The following is a 16698-nucleotide window of genomic DNA, read 5'->3' as shown; positions in this document are numbered from 1 at the left end:
ATTTTGAAATTACATAACTTTTAGCCCCGTTTTCAACTAGTTAGCCTGTAGGTCCGTTCTTCACAAGATTAAGGTTTCTTCACACCTGGTTCACACCTCCTTCACACCAAACCCACAAAATGGTACCTTTTTGTGAAGAGATTGTGTCTAATGTGTGGATCATGTGAGGACTATTCCCTAAGCGTAACTAGTTTTCGAGTCGGGTTAGTCTCGGGTTTATTTATCCTCATAGAGGATGCTGGTTGCCATAATCATGGGGTGGAGATGTTCATAGAATGGCAATATAGATTGGTGATTAATGAAATATCTCTTAAATATTTTCTTATACCTGAAAGGTAGCAAAACGTGTTTTTGTGCTTATCTTGCTTTTAATTAAATAATTAATAATCTAAATTAAATAAAATGGGAAGAATTAAAAAGGGAATTCTAGGTGGATTCTCAGGAAAAGTAGGCACTGTGGTTGGCGCAAATTGGAAAGGAATAGATTATATGCGAGCTTTACCAACGCCAAGTACTAAACCTTCCAGCGATAAGCAATTGGCTCAGCGAAACAAAATGGCATTGTTGAGAGGGTTTTTACTGGGGGTAAGTGATATTGTTGAAACTTGTTTTCAAAATATTTCGAAGTATACATCTATGAATGATGCTTTATCATACAACATGTTAAATACTATTGACGGGTTTTACCCCGATCAACGTGTGAATTTTAAACAGTTGATATTCAGTAAAGGTGAGCTATTAGGGGCTTGGTCGCCAAAAATTGTTTCAACGAAAAGTAATTCAGTTGATTTTAGTTGGAAAAATGGAAACTTCACGCCGCTATGTGCTGCTGATGATCAGGTAACTTTAGTCGTTTATGATCCGGTAGAGAAAGAGTTTTGTATATTGGAAAAAGCGGCACTAAGGGAAGATAAGGCTGCAAGGTTGCTCCTCCCAGAAAATTTCATTGGGCATACGCTACATTGTTACATCAGCTTTTATTCTGAAAATAGAAAACTGGCCTCTACGAATGAGTATCTAGGTGAAGTAAAAGCGGTTTAGATTTGTGATCACAGCTATATTTTATAATATTGCGGGTCTTAAATAAGTACTACGTGAAAAAAATAATATTAATTGCCGTTGCAAGTTTTTTAATGCTCAATCACATCCACGCTCAAACAAAAAGATATGAATCTAAGATTGGTTTGGGCGTTGATGTTGGTCTTCCTGTTGGAGATTATAAAAATTCGGCCGACTATGGTGTAGGTTTTTCCTTACTTTATCAGAAACCAGTTGGCGAAAACTTAAACATCACCGGAAATATCGGTTATTTAAGATTTAATGGTCCGGAAATTTTAGCAAATATTGATTATAAAGAAGGTTTTGTGCCAATAAAAGCAGGTGCCAGATATTTTATCGCTCCATATCTTTATGGTGCTGGCGAACTTGGCGTTGCTTTTTCTACCGCTTATGGGAGGGGTGCTGGAACAGCATTTACTTATGTCCCAAGTTTGGGTACGGAATTTCCGGTGTCTAATAGTGGGACTGTAGATGTAGGTATAAGGTATGAACGCTGGTCGAGAAGTAGTGCTACACTTTCATTTGTTGGTTTAAGGGCTGGGTATAATTTTTAGCGGATATTTTTCTAACTTCGGCGTCATTAATCTAAATGCATGTACGCAGTTTTTAAACGGGAATTATTTAGTTTGTTAAATTCACTGATGGCATATATCACCATCGGCGTTTTTCTATTGGCCTCGGGCTTGTTGCTCTGGTTTTTTCCTGATACTTCAATTTTAGACTATGGCTATGCAGAGCTAACTGGCTTTTTTAGTTTGGCGCCTTTTTTATTCATGTTTTTAATCCCCGCGATCACCATGCGTTCTTTTGCAGAGGAGCGAAGGGAAGGTACTTATATTTTGTTGGCCACAAGGCCGCTTACTGATTGGCAAATTATTTTAGCCAAATACCTGGCCTGTTTGGTTTTGGTACTTTTTGCATTGATCCCCACGCTGATCTATTATTATTCTATTTATCAATTGGGGTTGCCTAAGGGAAATATAGATACAGGAGCTGTAATAGGTTCTTACATAGGTTTATTGTTATTAGGCTTCGCATTTACGGCAGTGGGCATTTTTGCATCCTCGGTTACTAAAAATCAAGTTATTGCATTTGCCATTGCAGTGTTTGTTTGCTTTATTGTTTATACAGGTTTTGATGCCATGAGTCAGATATTTGCATTGCAATATTTTGAATCTTTGCTCATTTGGTTAAGTGTAAATGAACATTACCAATCTATCAGTCGGGGAGTATTAGATACCCGTGATCTTGTTTATTTTATCAGTTTTGTCGCTGTGTTTTTAGGACTTACCAGATTTGTGATCGGAGGTAGAAAATGGTAAAAAACAAATATTTTAAGGCTGCGATTTTCCTATTGGCAATTGTATTGGTAAATATTGGTGGACAATACCTGTATACCAGGATAGACTTTACAAAGGAACGTCGTTTTACGTTGAATGATAAGTCGAAAGCGATCTTGAAAGCCGCAAAACAGCCCATCAGTATTACCGTTTTTTTAGATGGAGATTTGCCTGCGGCCTTTAAAAGACTTAAAAATGCGACAAGTGACTTATTAACAGATTATAGGGCTTATGCGGGGACAGACGTCAAGGTGATATTTGCAGATCCTATTGCCGGATTGTCTGCTGCTGAACAAGATACAGCCATTAACAACTTATACCAGGCAGGGATTGAAGCAACCACTTTGAATATTAAAAACGACAATGGCTTTGCGCAAAAGACTATTTTTCCGATGGCTATGATTGTAGCCGATGGCAAAAGGTATCCTGTAAAGTTGTTGCAAAATCTGGATGTGACTGGTAACTACGAAGAGAATATCAATAACTCCATCCAAAACCTGGAATATGTATTTACTTCTGGGATTCAAAAGGTGCTAACGGGCCAACATCCACGTATCGGTTTTACGGAAGGAAATGGGGAGTTGTCTGACTTGTATTTAAGTGATGCAATTAAAAGTCTTTCCGAAAGTTATGAAGTAGGACGGGTAGATCTTAATCTTATTGATAAAAAGGGATTAGATAAATTGAAATTATTGGTCCTGGCTAAGCCTCAAAAGGAATTTACAGAAGCCGAAAAATACAAAATCAACTATTTTGTAATGAATGGCGGTAGGGTGCTTTGGAGCATTGATCAGGTAAGTGCAGATTTGGATAGCTTAAAGGGGAGACCGGAGCAGCTGGCTTTTAACCGTAAGCTAAATCTGGACGATATGCTGTTCATTTATGGCGCTAGGGTAAATTATAATCTGGTTGCTGATGCGAACTGTGCCGAAATACCTTTGGCAATGGGTGGTCCCCAAGGACAAATTCAAATGGCTCCATGGGTATATTATCCGCTTTTGATGCCGGATACTGCCAATTCCCTGGTGAAAAATATCGACAACATTAGAAGTGAATTTATTAGTACAGTTGATACAATCGGTGTAAAAGGAGTAAGTAAGAAGGTGATTCTGCATACTTCGGCTTTTAACAAAGTGTTTAACGCACCTAAGATGCTTTCTTTACAGATGGTGGCCGAACAACCTGATCCGAGAGATTTTGCCAGTGTACCACAGTCGGTAGGGGTATTGCTGGAAGGCACTTTCTCTTCTGTGTTTTTGAATAGAGCTGTCCCTGCCGGGATTGAAGAGTCTTATGCTGCACCGGCATCCAGTAAACCAACTAAAATGATTGTGATTGGCGACGGGGATATTTTTAAAAATCAGGTGAGTAGCAAAGACGGATCTACTTTTCCGCTGGGCTTTGACCGATATACCCAGAGAAATTTTGGCAACAAGGCTTTGCTATTAAATATCGCTGATTACCTAGCTAATGATGATAATTTAATCGCCCTGCGCAATAAGGAGGTTAAAATAAGGTTATTAGATAAGGCGAAGTTACGTGCCGAAAAGTTGCAATGGCAGCTGATCAATGTGCTTGTGCCTCTATTATTGTTAATATCATTTGCAATTTTTCAACATTATTGCCGCAAACACAAGTATGCGAGGTAATTTTTATATTTTTGAGAACTGACTAGATCATAACTATGAGATTTATTGTATCCACATCAACGCTTTTAAAACATTTGCAAACAGTTAATGGTGCTTCGAGCAGCAGCACTGTGTTGCCTATATTGGAAAATTTCCTGTTTGAGATTAAGGACGGAAATTTAACAATATCTGCTACGGATTTGCAAACCAGCATGACGACTTCTTTACCTGTAGAATCTAAAGAGGGTGGGAAAGTTGCTGTGCCGGCAAGAATACTATTAGACACTTTAAAAACATTACCAGATCAACCAATTTCTTTCAATATTGATGACAGTACTTTCTCTATTGAGATTAGTGCAGGTGACGGTAAGTATAAATTAAGTGGTGAAAACGGTGACGATTTTCCGAAAATACCAGTTGTAGAAAATGCGTCTTCGGTAAATTTACCAGCTTCTGTTTTAACTGAAGCGATTACCAAAACTATTTTTGCCGTAAGTAATGATGAGCTTCGCCCGGCTATGACAGGTGTTTATTGTCAACTTTCTGATCAGCATATCACTTTTGTTGCTACTGATGCACATAAGTTGGTAAGATACAGACGTATGGATAGCAAAGCGGATAAGAGTTCTTCTTTTATCTTGCCTAAAAAAGCCTTAACTTTATTAAAAGCTGCTTTACCATCTACAGACATCAATGTATCTGTTGACTACAATGCAACTAGTGCGTTTTTTAAATTCGAAAATATCAACTTGGTTTGTCGTTTAATTGACGAGCGTTACCCTGATTACGAAGCTGTTATTCCTGCTAATAACCCAAATAAATTGGTTATCGACAGAGCTTTATTTTTAAATACATTACGTAGGGTAGTTATTTTTGCTAATAAAACTACGCATCAGGTAAGATTAAAAATCAATGGGAGTGAGTTAAACATCTCTTCTGAGGATCTTGATTTTGCAAATGAAGCACATGAGCGTTTAAGCTGCCAATATGAAGGTGAAGACCTTGAAATTGGTTTTAATGCACGGTTTTTGATTGAGATGTTAAATAACTTAAGCGGTGAAGAAGTAACATTAGAACTTTCTACACCAAATAGAGCTGGCTTATTAATTCCTCAAACTAACGATGAGAACGAAGACGTGTTGATGTTGGTAATGCCGGTGATGTTAAATAATTACAATTAGTACTTAAAAGAACACAGACAATGAAAAGATCTTCTTTATTATCATCAAAGACCAGGATGGCTTTCATGATTGCTTGTTCGAGCATTATGTTGTTCGCTTCATGTAGCAAGAAAAATGATATTCAACCAGAACCGGTTGGAGAGGCAAAAGTAAGGTATATAAATGCTTCTTACGGTGCATTAGCGCAAGACTTTTATATAAACGGAGTGAAAAAGAGCATAACTCCACTTGCCTACGGAAATACTTCTGAGTATTTTACCATTCTTTCGGGTGCAAATTCGTTTAATGTAAATGATGCGGGTACCACAACAGCGAATGCAAGTACTCAGGTACAAATTTCTATCGCAGATAAACTTTCGATTTTTTATTACAAAAATACGGATGGCAATCTTACTTTCGCATTTTTACCCGATGCGGCTAGTACACCTCCTGCTGGTAAGGCAAATGTGAGGTTTATTAATTTTAACAGCACTTTAAATGGTAATATGTCAATTACTAATGCTACGCTAGCTACTCAATTGATTCCTTCACTAGCCTATTTTGGGGTTTCGACTTTTTTCTCGGTTGATGCAGGTACCAAGTTTACTTTTTCTGCAAGTGGTTGGAATACTTCTGCTGCTTATGATGGTGCGCTCGTTGCCGGTAAAACTTATACCATATGGATTGATGGAAATACTAATCCGGCTAATAAAGATTTGTTAGGACATATCTTTGAGCAATTATAGTTTAGTTCAATTATGACATTTCTATTCTTAAAAATATCATGGTTATTGCCATGATATTTTTATTTTTGGACTTAATTTACAAGATTTGGAATTTTTCAGCTTTTTAATAGACTTCCTCCTGCACATCGATAAGCACCTGGAAGAGATCATCAGAGATTACAGTACCTGGACTTACGCTATCCTTTTTCTCATCATTTTTGCTGAAACTGGTTTTGTCGTTACACCATTCTTACCTGGGGATTCATTGCTTTTTGCAATGGGAGCCTTGATTGCTGGTGGTAACACTGGTTTAAGTATTTTGGTAATGATGCTATTGTTAATGGTAGCCGCAATTGCAGGAAATTCGTTAAATTATAAATTGGGTAGCTTCTTCGGAGTAAAGGTATTTAAGCCCGGAAACAAGATACTTAAACTCGAATATTATAACCAGTCGCATGAGTTTTTTGAAAAGCATGGTGGTAAAGCAATCATATTTAGTAGATTCTTGCCTATTTTTAGGACTATTGCTCCCTTTGTAGCTGGTGTGGCAAAAATGCCTTTTGGGAGATTCACCATATTTAATGTCATTGGTGGAGTCGCATGGATCGGCAGTTTGCTGCTAGCCGGATATCTCTTGGGACAAATTCCTGTCGTTAAAAGGAACTTTGATCTTGTCATCATTGTGATTGCGGTTGTTACTTTCTTCCCTGCGGTATTTGCGGCTTTAAAATCGAAATTTCAGAAGAAGAATGTAATTGAAGTGGTTGATGAGGCCCTTACAGAAGAAGAACAAAAGCTGAGCTAAGGCTTGCTTTCGTTTTAGAAATTTAAAGCTGGCTGCCCGGCATCAATCCAGGCAGAATACCAGAAAGATCCTATATATAATATGGCAGAGCGCATTTGTCGCTCTACCATATTTTCCATTCCATCATGATATGCCTTTGAATAGGCTAAAGAATACTGTTTAGTTACCTGATCCTTCCTTTCCGAAAAACTGTATTTTCTATGTGCGGGAAATCGAGCACTTAACTTCGCTTCGAAAGTGAGTACCGTGTCTACCATGGTATGCGTGTTTTTTACAATTTTCCAGGCTTCCTTTAAAGGGCTTTCTATGTACTTCGCAGTACCTACCACATAGTTGTACCGTTTCGCAAATAACTCAGGTAACCGGCTTTCCCAAAATGCATGGATCCCTACTTGGTTGGTTAGTTGTCCGTTGTGGTTCTGTGTTGTATGAAGGGGGACATGGGCATCGGCAATATAATGTCCGATGTAGGCCGAATAGATCAGTATTTTTCGCTCATTGCTCTCTTTAAAAGCATTTACGAGTTGGAAATAAGTTTTTTGGATTTGCCAGGGGAGAATACCATTTTGGTTTAATTTAACCAATCCGTATTTTTTTGCGGCATCTTCCCATTTGTATGGAATGCTGTCTATATGGTCTTCATACAATTCTACATCTAGATAATGTCTTGCTGCTTCGGCAGTGTCAGCATACCTTCTTTTATCAGGATCTACAGCGTGATCTGTAATGTATTTGATGTTATGCTTATAAAATCGATTGATGTTAGCAGGAAGCGTAAAAACTGCCAATCGATTGATTTGCATATGTGCGTAGAAGCCCCATGAGCTGCATAGGATAACAACAAAAAAAAGGCTTACAGTAAGAAATGTTCGTTTCATTACTGTAAACCTATATCAACAAGCCTATTGCCTGGTTATTTATTCGATACTTTTTCCCTTCATAGCCGAAGAAACAGCTACATCCATTACTCTTTCAGCAAAAGGGCGGGTAAATTCATTTAATTCGTCAGCCTTTTTAAGGATTTCGTCTTTCTCCGGTTTGGTTAAGGCGGTTCTTAAGGCTTCGATATATGTTTTTGTTTCTGTAATCTCGGTTTCCGTAAGGTATACGGCATGTTTTTCAATAAAACGTTCTGCTGTATAAACGAGCTGCTCGCCTTCACTGCGGGCTTCAATTAGCATACGCTGTTCAACATCACTTTTAGCATGGGTAATGCTGTCAACCAACATTTTTTCAACGGTATCATCGGTCAAGCCGTAACTTGGTTTGATGTCTATCTCTTGTTTTACACCAGAGCGTAATTCAATGGCTTGAACGGTAAGTATGCCGTCTGCATTTAGGATAAAGTTGATGTCGACCTTAGGCAAGCCTGCAGGCATAGCAGGGATTCCTTTTAGATCAAACTCTGCTAGTTTCCTGTTTTCTTGTACCAAGTCGCGCTCTCCCTGAAAAACAGAGATCTTCATATTTACTTGTCCATCGATAGAAGTGGTGTACTGGCGACCAGCTTTGGTTGGAACTTTAGCATTTCTTGGAATGATAACATCCATTAACCCACCCATCGTTTCGATGCCCAATGAAAGCGGGGTTACATCTAATAATAGGATGTCTGAACGGTTTCCAGCAAGGATATCAGCTTGTATAGCGGCACCAAGGGCCACTACCTCATCCGGGTTAATTTGATCATGAGGCTGACGGCCGAAGAAATCTTCTACTTGTTTTTTAACGTATGGTGTGCGGGTAGATCCACCAACCAATACCACTTCGTCAATTTCTGCTATCGTTAATTTTGCATCACTCAATGCTTGTTTGCAAGAGTTGATGGTTTCCGCAACTTTAGGCGCAATTAGTTGCTCGAATGTTTGTTTATCAATAGTACACCAGATGTCACCCATTTGTTCATTGAACAGGTTTTGGGTACTTAATGCTTTCTTTGCAGCCTCGGCTTTTAGCCTTAAAGTTTGCATTAAAGCAGGGTTTTCCGCCAGTTGAGCGGTGTCTATTTTATTTTTTTCTATCCAGTAATGTACAATGGCGCGGTCAAAATCATCGCCACCTAAAAAGGTGTTTCCATTGGTGGCCAGAACTTCGAATATGCCATTTTGAATGGATAGGATGGATACATCAAATGTTCCACCACCTAAATCGTATACGGCAATGGTTTTTTGCTGGGTAGGATCGAGGCCTATGCCATAAGCTAAACTAGCGGCAGTAGGTTCGTTAACTATTCTTAATACGTCTAAACCGGCTAAGCGACCCGCATCACGAGTAGCTTGACGCTGACTGTCATTGAAATACGCAGGAACTGTAATTACCGCACGATTTACTGGTGTTTTTAAAGCATGTTCAGCACGGGCTTTTAGTTCCTTTAAAATCTCGGCCGATAATTCAATTGGGGTATAGAATTTATCTGCGGCTTTGATTTTTACCAGCGAATCGTTTTCATCATCGATGATTTTGTAAGAAAATGTATCCTGATGACCGGCTACATCTTTATATGAACGGCCTAGTAGTCGTTTTACAGAAAAGATCGTGTTCTCTGGATCTGTTGTCAGAAATTCTTTGGCTTCATTACCTACAAGTGTATCGCCCGTTTTGTTGAAATGTACTATTGAAGGTACTAACAGACCTTTTCCAGTATCATTAATTACTTGTGGGTTTTTATCAGGATTGATGAAGGCGACTAAACTATTGGTTGTGCCTAAGTCAATTCCAACGATGATCTCTTCTTTTTGCAGTGAACCTGTCGCCAGGTTAATGGATATCTTTGCCATAGTCTGGCAAATTTAGGAATGTTTCGGGTTTATTTTGTTTTAAGGTTGTAATGTTTTGCTGTTCTACATAATTTAAAGCTGTTCCGATAAGAGCCTGCGCTTTTAAATGAGGTCGGTATTATATTTTGTGTCATGGTATTTGTGGGCAGGGAAAACGTCTTTTATTTTGCAAGCGTTAGTTGAAACTGCGTATTACGCTGAGTTTTGTTTAAGTGATGTTTGTGTATGATGATCATAGTATTTTTGCTAAGAAGTTAATTAACAATAGATGCGGGAAGAGACAAGCGTGATTGTGCAGCCAAAACCAAAACAAAAAGCTATGCGAAAGCCTGCCAGAAGAGATGATGAACTTTGGAAGGGGATTTTAGCAGATGTTTTTGAAGATTTTCTGAGGTTTTTCTTTCCTGATGCAGATGACCTGTTTGATTTTAAAAAGAAATTCGTTTTTCTTGACAAGGAGTTTAACAGACTATTTCCACCAGAAGAGGGATCTGCTGGAGTAAGATTTGTGGATAAACTGGTAAAAGTTTATTTGAAAGATGGAGGCTCTAAATTCATATTGATACATGTCGAAATACAGGGTAGTAAAGGTCACGAAGAGCTAAGCTCAAGGATGTTCCGCTATTTTTATAGAGCCAAGGATAAGCATAATGTCTCCATTACGGCGTTCGCTATTTTAATTGATGATGTGAAAAGTTATCATCCCAAAGTATACAATGAGGAGTATTTGGGGACCAAGCTAAATTATGAATTTAACACCTATAAGCTTTTAGACCAGGATGAAGAAAAACTACGGGCAAATCCTAATCCATTTGCTGTAGTAGCGCTTACTGTTTTAATGGCATTGAAAAATAAGAAAATTAACGATGAAGGTCTGAAGAACATAAAGATGGACCTAACACGTGAATTAATTAAAAGAAAGCTGACTAAAGTGAAACATGAAAAGATAATGGCTTTTCTTGCTTATTATGTGAATTTTGAAAACCCGGAAATGATGATTAAATTTGAAGAAGAAGTTCGAAAATTAACTGGAAAGACTGCACCTATGGGAGTCAAGGAGATATTACTGGAAAGGCGATTGAAGGAAGGGATTGAAAAAGGCCGCCAGTTAGAACGTGCTAAAGCTTTAGAGGAAAAAAAGGAAGAGAAAAAGGCTGTAGCCCGCAATTGCAAGAATGAAGGTGTTGATTTTAATGCTATCGTTAAAATCACTGGTCTCTCTTTAGAGGAAATCAAATCACTGTAGCCTAATTGTATTATTTATTGAGTTCTTTTTTGTGGATATTATACAGCCACAATACAATATCCTGATAACTATCGGTGCCTTTGGGCTGACTATTAAGCTTTAAAAACCTGTCGAAAGCCACATCCATATAAGCAAACATATCACTGTTGTACTTTTGCCAGAAATCTCTGTCGGCTTTTAAATCTCTTATAGTTACTGCGTTTAAGGTTTTATAAAGACGTTCGTAATCATCTGTTGATTTCATTCTGATTTCGAACAGGATATTTTTAAATACTTCATATACTGCTGAATATTGGAAATAAGGATCACTACTATTGGAAGCTACCAGATAACCAATTAGGTTGGCCTCATCCTCTCTTGCCACACCCAACTGATGAGCGATCTCATGGCAGGTTACAAATGGGAGAGAAGTAAGCGGTAAACGCATGTTTACATTGGCTTCGCCGGAGAGCGGACTGTAATACCCCTCAATGCCGATCTTAGTAATTACCCAACTGTTTAAAACGGGTTTTACTGCTGGCGATCTGTAAGTAAATAAGGCGTTTTTCTGTCGCATACCATCGTAAGCCAGCTTGGCTTTTTCTTGTAATTGAGGTATGGTATAACTTTGCTTTTTTACGTGTTGAAGGCTATTTAATCGTTCAATGAAATACTCGCCCAGAGAAACCAATTGTGGGGTAGTATATTTTTCATCGCTGATGGCGAGTTGTTTGGCAATTGGTAAACGCGAGTAATTAAGCCCCCATAATATTTTGAAGGCAAGGTACAGGATCAAGAAGAAGCTAAGGACCGGCAATGTAATGTTGAGCAAGTCGCTTCGCTTTACTCTCTTTTGTATTAGTTTTTTATAAAATAGGTATAGGCATCTGATGACATAAAGAATCAGAAACAGATAAAGAAAATCGCCCAGTGCAAAAGGAAGAAAACTACTAATGTAGCGTTGTACAACCGATATGACTTGGTAAGTCCCGCGAGCATACAAATGTTCTACCCATTGTTCTTTGAAACCAAAAGTATATACCACCGCCGAAAAGATAAACAGCAAGATGAATTGCTTCAATTTTGGCGGGTAGGTAGTGTTCATCAGCGATTAAAGCTCAGACGTTTTCCCGTTTCCTGGGTAGTGAATCTGCCTTTCTGATAAGCGAGGTTTCCTGACACAAAAGTGTGGGTAACTTCGGCCTGGAAAGTTTGCCCTTCAAATGGCGACCAACCACATTTGTACAGCACATTTGCTCTGGTTACTTTAAAAGGATCGTTTAGGTTTACCAATACTAAATCGGCCCAGTAGCCTTCTCTAATAAAACCTCTTTTATCGATATCAAAGCATATCGCTACATTGTGCGCGGTTTTTTCAGCTATTTGCGTTAAAGATATTTTATGCTGATGGTACATTTCGAAAAGTGCAGGCAAGGCATGTTGTACCAGTGGCCCACCTGATGGAGCCTGTAAATAAGGTTGCTCCTTTTCTGCAATCGTATGCGGGGCATGGTCGGTAGCGATAATGTCGATATAACCATCCAGTAAACCTTTTAAGATGCCCGCTTTATCTGCGGCAGTTTTAACAGCAGGGTTCCATTTTATCCAATTGCCTTTGGTTGCATAATCCTGATCGTCAAACCACAGGTGATGTACACAAGCTTCAGCCGTTATTCTTTTTTCTGCAAGCGGTGTTTTATTGTCAAATAAGCTTACTTCTTTTGCCGTAGAAATATGTAAAATATGCAGACGTGTCTGGTATCTTTTCGCCAATTCTACTGCCATTGACGATGATTTGTAACAAGCCTCTGCACTACGGATGAGCGGGTGCATATCGATTGTAATGTTCTCACCGTATTTTTCTTTGTATTCCGCAAGGTTACGTTGTATGGTCTGCTCGTCTTCACAATGTGTAGCCACCAACATTGGCGCTTCTTTAAAGATATTCTCTAATACTTTTTCATTGTCAACCAGCATATTTCCAGTAGATGAACCCATAAATACCTTGATGCCGCAGACGTTTTTAGGATCTGTTTTTAGTACGTCTTCCAGGTTGTTGTTGGAAGCTCCCATAAAAAAGGAGTAGTTGGCCAGCGACATTTCTGATGCAATAGCGTACTTGTCGGCCAGCAATTCTTGGGTTAGCGTATTGGGTACAGTGTTGGGCATCTCCATAAAAGAGGTGATACCTCCGGCTACTGCAGCCATGCTTTCCGAAAAGATATCAGCCTTGTGTGTTAAACCCGGTTCTCTGAAATGCACCTGATCATCAATCATTCCAGGGAAAAGGTGTAGGCCTTCTGCATTGATCTCCTGATCGGCAGGAACATCGATGTTTGGGGCGATCTTTTCTATAAGTCCGTTTTTGATGAGTAGGTCGGCAACAATAATTTGCCCTTCATTTACAATTGAAGCTGCTTTTATCAGAATGGTGTTCATATTGCCAAAATTAGAAAAAGTTAGGCAATTTAATCTATAATAGGATAAAAGGAATGAAATTGATTGTTCAGAATATAATAGGGATGAACTCAACAGAGCGTCCTGCCGCTACATTTAGAAAAGACTAGTAAATAAATTTTGTCTATTTTTGCAAAATGGCCAAGAAATTCGAGGATTTTAACCTCAACAGGCAAATACTAAACGCTGTAGCGGATGCAGGGTTTACTACTGCTACCCCAATACAGGAAAAAGCAATTGCACCAGTGTTATCCGGACAGGATATTTTTGGAATTGCTGAAACAGGAACCGGAAAAACAGCGGCTTATCTGTTACCTATTTTAATGCAGTTGAAGTATGCCCAAGGCGATTCAGCACGTGCATTGATTTTGGCACCAACCAGGGAACTGGCTATGCAAATCGCAGAACACGCAAAAATGTTTTCTACCTATACAGATTTACGTTCTGTTGTGGTATTTGGCGGTATCGGACCTAAAACTCAAATTGAACAAATCAAAGCTGGAGTAGATATTATCATCGCTACCCCAGGTAGGTTCCTTGATATTTATTTAGCTGGCCACATCAACACACAATACTTAAAATTCTTAGTATTGGATGAAGCGGATAAAATGATGGATATGGGCTTTATTGGCTCTATACATAGAATTTTGGAAATCGTTCCACGTCGTAGACAGAACTTATTGTTCTCTGCAACAATGAGTGATCTGGTACAGAAAATAGCTGGTGATTTCTTAAAAAATCCTACCATTATTGAGGTTGGTGCACAGGCTACACCTGCGGCTACGGTTACACAGGTATTGTTTGAAGTACCCAATTTTAAAACAAAAATCAATTTACTGCAACACTTATTGAAAAATGACGAGGAGTTTAAACGACTGATCATTTTCTGTAAAACCAAAACTGTTGCTGATAACATATTTAGTTTTATTACCCGTCGCTTTGGTGAAGAGGTCGTAAGAGTTATTCATGCTAACAAGGGGCAAAATACCAGGATCAACTCCATTAATGCTTTTAAAGAAGGTAATATAAGGGTATTGGTAGCCACGGATGTGGCTTCGAGAGGTATTGATGTAAGTGAAGTTAGTCATGTGATCAATTTTGATGTGCCCATCATTATTGAAGATTATGTACATCGGATTGGCAGAACGGGCAGAGCCTATGCCAAAGGTGATGCCTTGACTTTCTGTACTCCGGCGGAGAAATATTACATTGAGAAAATACAGAAATTGATCAGACAAGAGATTCCTGTTGTACCTTTGCCTGCCGAAGTTTTTGTGGAGGAAACTCCGTATGAAGAGAAACAGGCGATTGCGCGTGCTATTGATGACCAGAAAAGAAGGGATGATCCTGACTTTAAAGGTGCTTTCCATGAGAAAAAACATGCAGCGGCGATAGCCAATGCGGCAAGGAATAAGACCAATAAGCAGCCAAATTGGAAGAAAAAGAAGTTTAAAAGTAAGAAGTAAAAAAGATTGAAAGTAAAACTTACCCCGCTTAATATTGTTTCGGCTTTATGTCTGGTAATTGCTGTAATGGTGCTACTGAGTAAACAAGATAAGGGGCCTCAACATGTGGATGTTACCTGGCTACTTTCGGGGTTTTGCTTTTTAACTGCTATTATTGCTTTTGTATCTGATCAGATCTTCAGGAAATTTATTCCCAGCCTTAAAAAGCTATGGGTAATCGAAGGCGTGTTAATCGTCTTCATCGTCATTTTAATATTTATAATAAAAGTTAGTATAGTATAATGAAACAAGCAGAGATCAAAATCACAGTTCAACTGGATGACAATAATGTGCCGGATAATATCCTTTGGGAATCTACAGATGCCGAGACTAAAGAACAAGTACCCGTAAAATCTATGATGCTTGCACTTTGGGATCACAACTATAAAAACTCAATGCGTATTGATTTGTGGACTAAAGATATGCCTGTTGATGAGATGAAACGTTTTTTTTATGAGACGTTGCAAACTATGGGCGATAGCTTCTTAAAAGCTACTGGTGAGAATTTAATCGTAGAAGATTTGCGTGACTATTGTGCGCATTTTGCCGATAAAATGGGAATCAATACAAAAGGGTAATGATAAAAATTCAGGGGATTATAGGTGCCATAATTATGGCCATTGGTGGCATGTGTCCACTGGTACGCGTGCCTATTCTAGGAAACTGGAATTATTTTCAGGTAGACCAAACTTTGGCCATAACATTTTATGTTTTGGTTGTAATTGGCTTGATCGGTGCATTTAAAGAAAAAGCAGGTATAGTGAGATTTGCAGGCTGGGCAGTTATTGCTTTGGTGGTACTTTCTCTTGCCGGTATTCAATTTAAAACAATGGACGCATTTGGCTTCCTTCATTTCAAAAAGCTGGTTAGTTTTGCCGCGGGTTTAGTGAAATTTAAATGGGGCTGGTTTGTAATATTGGCTGGAGCTACGGTTATGATTACGGTTAGAAAAACAAAACTAGTTGGTTCGGAACAGATTAGTTTGGACAAAGTTAATTTAAATCGCTAAGCGATTTATGTCTTCTTTTCCGTTTATATTGAGTTTGTTTTAAGTTCTCGTTGCCACTAATGATGCTGATGTTTCCGTCGGCTTCCATAATGGCTAGCTTTACATCCTTATATTTTTCTATACCATGTTCTCTGATGGCTTCCCGAAGTTCTTCATTGGTGATCCCAAGCTTGCTCAGTTTTGCAAAATCGAGATTGCCATTATGAATTAGAATTTCAGGCTTTTCGGTGATCAGGTTTCTGAATCTTTCGTTCTTAAACATCAGCTTTTTTAGCAGATAATTTAAGGTAAATAATACTGCAGCAGCAACCAGTCCACCTAAAAGACTGGTGTTGCTGCCTACCATTGCATTTTGCACCGCATTACTGATGAGCAGGATTAAAACTACATCGGTAGTGTTTAACTGGGAAAGTTCTTTTTTGCCAGTTAAGCGAATCGCCACAAGCATAAAAACATATACTGCCAGACTTCTTAGTATAATGTCGAGATATTCGTTCATTTGTCTACAAATTAGCTATTAAAATCTTAAAGTCATTTGGCCTTGTTGACTGACCTCACGTTCATGATCCAGTAGCCATTTTTTCCGCCATAACTCCCCGGCATAGCCAACAAGTTTGCCGTTACTGCCAATTACACGGTGGCAAGGGATGATAATTGCCAAATCATTTTTTCCATTTGCGGCTGCTATAGCCCTTATGGCAAGCACATTGTTTAATTGGATAGAGAATTGCAGATAGGAAATCGTTGTTCCATATTTTATTGTAGTCAGCTCCTTCCATACCGATTGTTGAAAATCTGTTCCACTTTGGTTAATAGGTAGGTTGAAGGACTGACGCTTCCCCTCGAAATATTCGGCTAATTGTAAACCGGCAAGCTTAGTCACTTTGTTTTCCGTCAAACCTGAAGGATCCATCTTTTTAAAAGTGATCTTGTTTATAAAATCATCATCTGCAAAAATGCTGAGTTGGCCTATTGGGCTATCTACGATTGTACAATATTGATTTGCCATTA

The 16698-nt window shown here is 38.7% G+C and carries 17 protein-coding genes; 11 read left to right on the top strand and 6 right to left on the bottom strand.

Annotated features, from left to right (window positions below; all coding sequences use genetic code 11):
- Nucleotides 1–402: 402 nt before the first annotated feature.
- The 7 genes from BLS35_RS13130 to BLS35_RS13100 all read left to right on the top strand — a co-directional run bounded on the left by BLS35_RS13130 (nucleotide 403) and on the right by BLS35_RS13100 (nucleotide 6717).
- Nucleotides 403–1041 carry a DUF6266 family protein gene (locus BLS35_RS13130; RefSeq protein WP_090781677.1) on the top strand — a complete coding sequence of 213 codons (639 nt, stop codon included), beginning with the start codon at nucleotides 403–405 and terminating at the stop codon, nucleotides 1039–1041.
- 53 nt (nucleotides 1042–1094) lie between these two features.
- The gene (locus BLS35_RS13125; protein ID WP_090781676.1) at nucleotides 1095–1613 is read left to right on the top strand and encodes a hypothetical protein; all 519 of its coding nucleotides are present in this window, start codon (nucleotides 1095–1097) and stop codon (nucleotides 1611–1613) included.
- Nucleotides 1614–1652: 39 nt separating this feature from the next.
- Complete coding sequence (gene gldF / locus BLS35_RS13120; protein ID WP_090781675.1) at nucleotides 1653–2381, top strand: gliding motility-associated ABC transporter permease subunit GldF; 729 nt, start codon at nucleotides 1653–1655, stop codon at nucleotides 2379–2381.
- Nucleotides 2375–4048, top strand: a complete 1674-nt coding sequence (gldG, locus tag BLS35_RS13115; RefSeq protein ID WP_090781673.1) for a gliding motility-associated ABC transporter substrate-binding protein GldG — start codon at nucleotides 2375–2377, stop codon at nucleotides 4046–4048. The genes gldF and gldG overlap by 7 nt, the downstream gene beginning before the upstream one ends.
- Before the next feature lie 35 nt (nucleotides 4049–4083).
- Nucleotides 4084–5208 carry a DNA polymerase III subunit beta gene (dnaN, locus tag BLS35_RS13110; protein WP_090781671.1) on the top strand — a complete coding sequence of 375 codons (1125 nt, stop codon included), beginning with the start codon at nucleotides 4084–4086 and terminating at the stop codon, nucleotides 5206–5208.
- Between the two features lie 20 nt (nucleotides 5209–5228).
- Nucleotides 5229–5933, top strand: coding sequence for a DUF4397 domain-containing protein (locus BLS35_RS13105; protein WP_090781669.1), 705 nt, complete (start codon nucleotides 5229–5231; stop codon nucleotides 5931–5933).
- A gap of 85 nt (nucleotides 5934–6018) precedes the next feature.
- Nucleotides 6019–6717 carry a DedA family protein gene (locus tag BLS35_RS13100; RefSeq protein ID WP_090781668.1) on the top strand — a complete coding sequence of 233 codons (699 nt, stop codon included), beginning with the start codon at nucleotides 6019–6021 and terminating at the stop codon, nucleotides 6715–6717.
- A 14-nt stretch (nucleotides 6718–6731) separates the two neighbouring features.
- Here the strand turns inward: BLS35_RS13100 and BLS35_RS13095 are convergent, their stop codons facing one another.
- Both BLS35_RS13095 and hscA read right to left on the bottom strand, forming a co-directional pair.
- On the bottom strand, nucleotides 6732–7595 hold the full coding sequence (locus BLS35_RS13095) for a zinc dependent phospholipase C family protein (protein ID WP_090781666.1): 864 nt from the start codon (nucleotides 7593–7595) through the stop codon (nucleotides 6732–6734).
- A 39-nt stretch (nucleotides 7596–7634) separates the two neighbouring features.
- The gene (gene hscA, locus BLS35_RS13090) at nucleotides 7635–9491 is read right to left on the bottom strand and encodes a Fe-S protein assembly chaperone HscA (RefSeq protein ID WP_090781664.1); all 1857 of its coding nucleotides are present in this window, start codon (nucleotides 9489–9491) and stop codon (nucleotides 7635–7637) included.
- Between the two features lie 268 nt (nucleotides 9492–9759).
- Between hscA and BLS35_RS13085 the strand changes: the two genes are divergently transcribed.
- Nucleotides 9760–10737 carry an RpnC/YadD family protein gene (locus tag BLS35_RS13085; RefSeq protein ID WP_254778863.1) on the top strand — a complete coding sequence of 326 codons (978 nt, stop codon included), beginning with the start codon at nucleotides 9760–9762 and terminating at the stop codon, nucleotides 10735–10737.
- Between the two features lie 10 nt (nucleotides 10738–10747).
- Here BLS35_RS13085 and BLS35_RS13080 read toward each other — a convergent pair whose 3' ends face one another.
- The gene (locus BLS35_RS13080) at nucleotides 10748–11821 is read right to left on the bottom strand and encodes a DUF3810 domain-containing protein (RefSeq protein ID WP_090781662.1); all 1074 of its coding nucleotides are present in this window, start codon (nucleotides 11819–11821) and stop codon (nucleotides 10748–10750) included.
- Nucleotides 11821–13155 (bottom strand): dihydroorotase, encoded by a 1335-nt coding sequence (locus tag BLS35_RS13075; protein WP_090781660.1) that lies wholly within the window; start codon nucleotides 13153–13155, stop codon nucleotides 11821–11823. The genes BLS35_RS13080 and BLS35_RS13075 overlap by 1 nt, the downstream gene beginning before the upstream one ends.
- A 155-nt stretch (nucleotides 13156–13310) precedes the next feature.
- On the opposite strand from BLS35_RS13075, the gene BLS35_RS13070 reads away from it, so the two are divergent.
- The 3 genes from BLS35_RS13070 to BLS35_RS13055 all read left to right on the top strand — a co-directional run bounded on the left by BLS35_RS13070 (nucleotide 13311) and on the right by BLS35_RS13055 (nucleotide 15687).
- Nucleotides 13311–14639, top strand: a complete 1329-nt coding sequence (locus tag BLS35_RS13070; RefSeq protein ID WP_090781658.1) for a DEAD/DEAH box helicase — start codon at nucleotides 13311–13313, stop codon at nucleotides 14637–14639.
- A gap of 281 nt (nucleotides 14640–14920) precedes the next feature.
- Nucleotides 14921–15256, top strand: coding sequence for a gliding motility protein GldC (gene gldC, locus BLS35_RS13060; protein WP_084289924.1), 336 nt, complete (start codon nucleotides 14921–14923; stop codon nucleotides 15254–15256).
- Nucleotides 15256–15687, top strand: a complete 432-nt coding sequence (locus BLS35_RS13055; protein ID WP_254778861.1) for a hypothetical protein — start codon at nucleotides 15256–15258, stop codon at nucleotides 15685–15687. The genes gldC and BLS35_RS13055 overlap by 1 nt, the downstream gene beginning before the upstream one ends.
- Here BLS35_RS13055 and BLS35_RS13050 read toward each other — a convergent pair.
- Together BLS35_RS13050 and BLS35_RS13045 are read right to left on the bottom strand one after the other, a co-directional pair.
- Nucleotides 15671–16186, bottom strand: coding sequence for a DUF421 domain-containing protein (locus tag BLS35_RS13050; RefSeq protein ID WP_090781655.1), 516 nt, complete (start codon nucleotides 16184–16186; stop codon nucleotides 15671–15673). The two genes, BLS35_RS13055 and BLS35_RS13050, sit on opposite strands and share 17 nt — an antisense overlap.
- Before the next feature lie 18 nt (nucleotides 16187–16204).
- On the bottom strand, nucleotides 16205–16696 hold the full coding sequence (locus tag BLS35_RS13045) for a methylated-DNA--[protein]-cysteine S-methyltransferase (protein ID WP_090781653.1): 492 nt from the start codon (nucleotides 16694–16696) through the stop codon (nucleotides 16205–16207).
- Nucleotides 16697–16698 lie beyond the last annotated feature (2 nt).

Origin of the sequence: Pedobacter sp. ok626, from assembly GCF_900100435.1 — a bacterium.
GTDB lineage: Bacteria > Bacteroidota > Bacteroidia > Sphingobacteriales > Sphingobacteriaceae > Pedobacter.
Note: the sequence above shows the minus strand (reverse complement) of the source record. Positions and strands in the feature narration are given on the sequence as shown.

Bases quoted from the DNA above. Each gene is read 5' to 3' on its own strand.
- hscA (WP_090781664.1), bottom strand. From the start codon at position 9,491: ATGGCAAAGATATCCATTAACCTGGCGACAGGTTCACTGCAAAAAGAA.
- BLS35_RS13050 (WP_090781655.1), bottom strand. From the start codon at position 16,186: ATGAACGAATATCTCGACATTATACTAAGAAGTCTGGCAGTATATGTT.
- BLS35_RS13070 (WP_090781658.1), top strand. From the start codon at position 13,311: ATGGCCAAGAAATTCGAGGATTTTAACCTCAACAGGCAAATACTAAAC.
- BLS35_RS13130 (WP_090781677.1), top strand. From the start codon at position 403: ATGGGAAGAATTAAAAAGGGAATTCTAGGTGGATTCTCAGGAAAAGTA.
- BLS35_RS13095 (WP_090781666.1), bottom strand. From the start codon at position 7,595: ATGAAACGAACATTTCTTACTGTAAGCCTTTTTTTTGTTGTTATCCTA.
- BLS35_RS13085 (WP_254778863.1), top strand. From the start codon at position 9,760: ATGCGGGAAGAGACAAGCGTGATTGTGCAGCCAAAACCAAAACAAAAA.
- BLS35_RS13055 (WP_254778861.1), top strand. From the start codon at position 15,256: ATGATAAAAATTCAGGGGATTATAGGTGCCATAATTATGGCCATTGGT.
- BLS35_RS13080 (WP_090781662.1), bottom strand. From the start codon at position 11,821: ATGAACACTACCTACCCGCCAAAATTGAAGCAATTCATCTTGCTGTTT.
- BLS35_RS13075 (WP_090781660.1), bottom strand. From the start codon at position 13,155: ATGAACACCATTCTGATAAAAGCAGCTTCAATTGTAAATGAAGGGCAA.
- gldG (WP_090781673.1), top strand. From the start codon at position 2,375: ATGGTAAAAAACAAATATTTTAAGGCTGCGATTTTCCTATTGGCAATT.
- BLS35_RS13105 (WP_090781669.1), top strand. From the start codon at position 5,229: ATGAAAAGATCTTCTTTATTATCATCAAAGACCAGGATGGCTTTCATG.
- gldF (WP_090781675.1), top strand. From the start codon at position 1,653: ATGTACGCAGTTTTTAAACGGGAATTATTTAGTTTGTTAAATTCACTG.
- dnaN (WP_090781671.1), top strand. From the start codon at position 4,084: ATGAGATTTATTGTATCCACATCAACGCTTTTAAAACATTTGCAAACA.
- gldC (WP_084289924.1), top strand. From the start codon at position 14,921: ATGAAACAAGCAGAGATCAAAATCACAGTTCAACTGGATGACAATAAT.
- BLS35_RS13045 (WP_090781653.1), bottom strand. From the start codon at position 16,696: ATGGCAAATCAATATTGTACAATCGTAGATAGCCCAATAGGCCAACTC.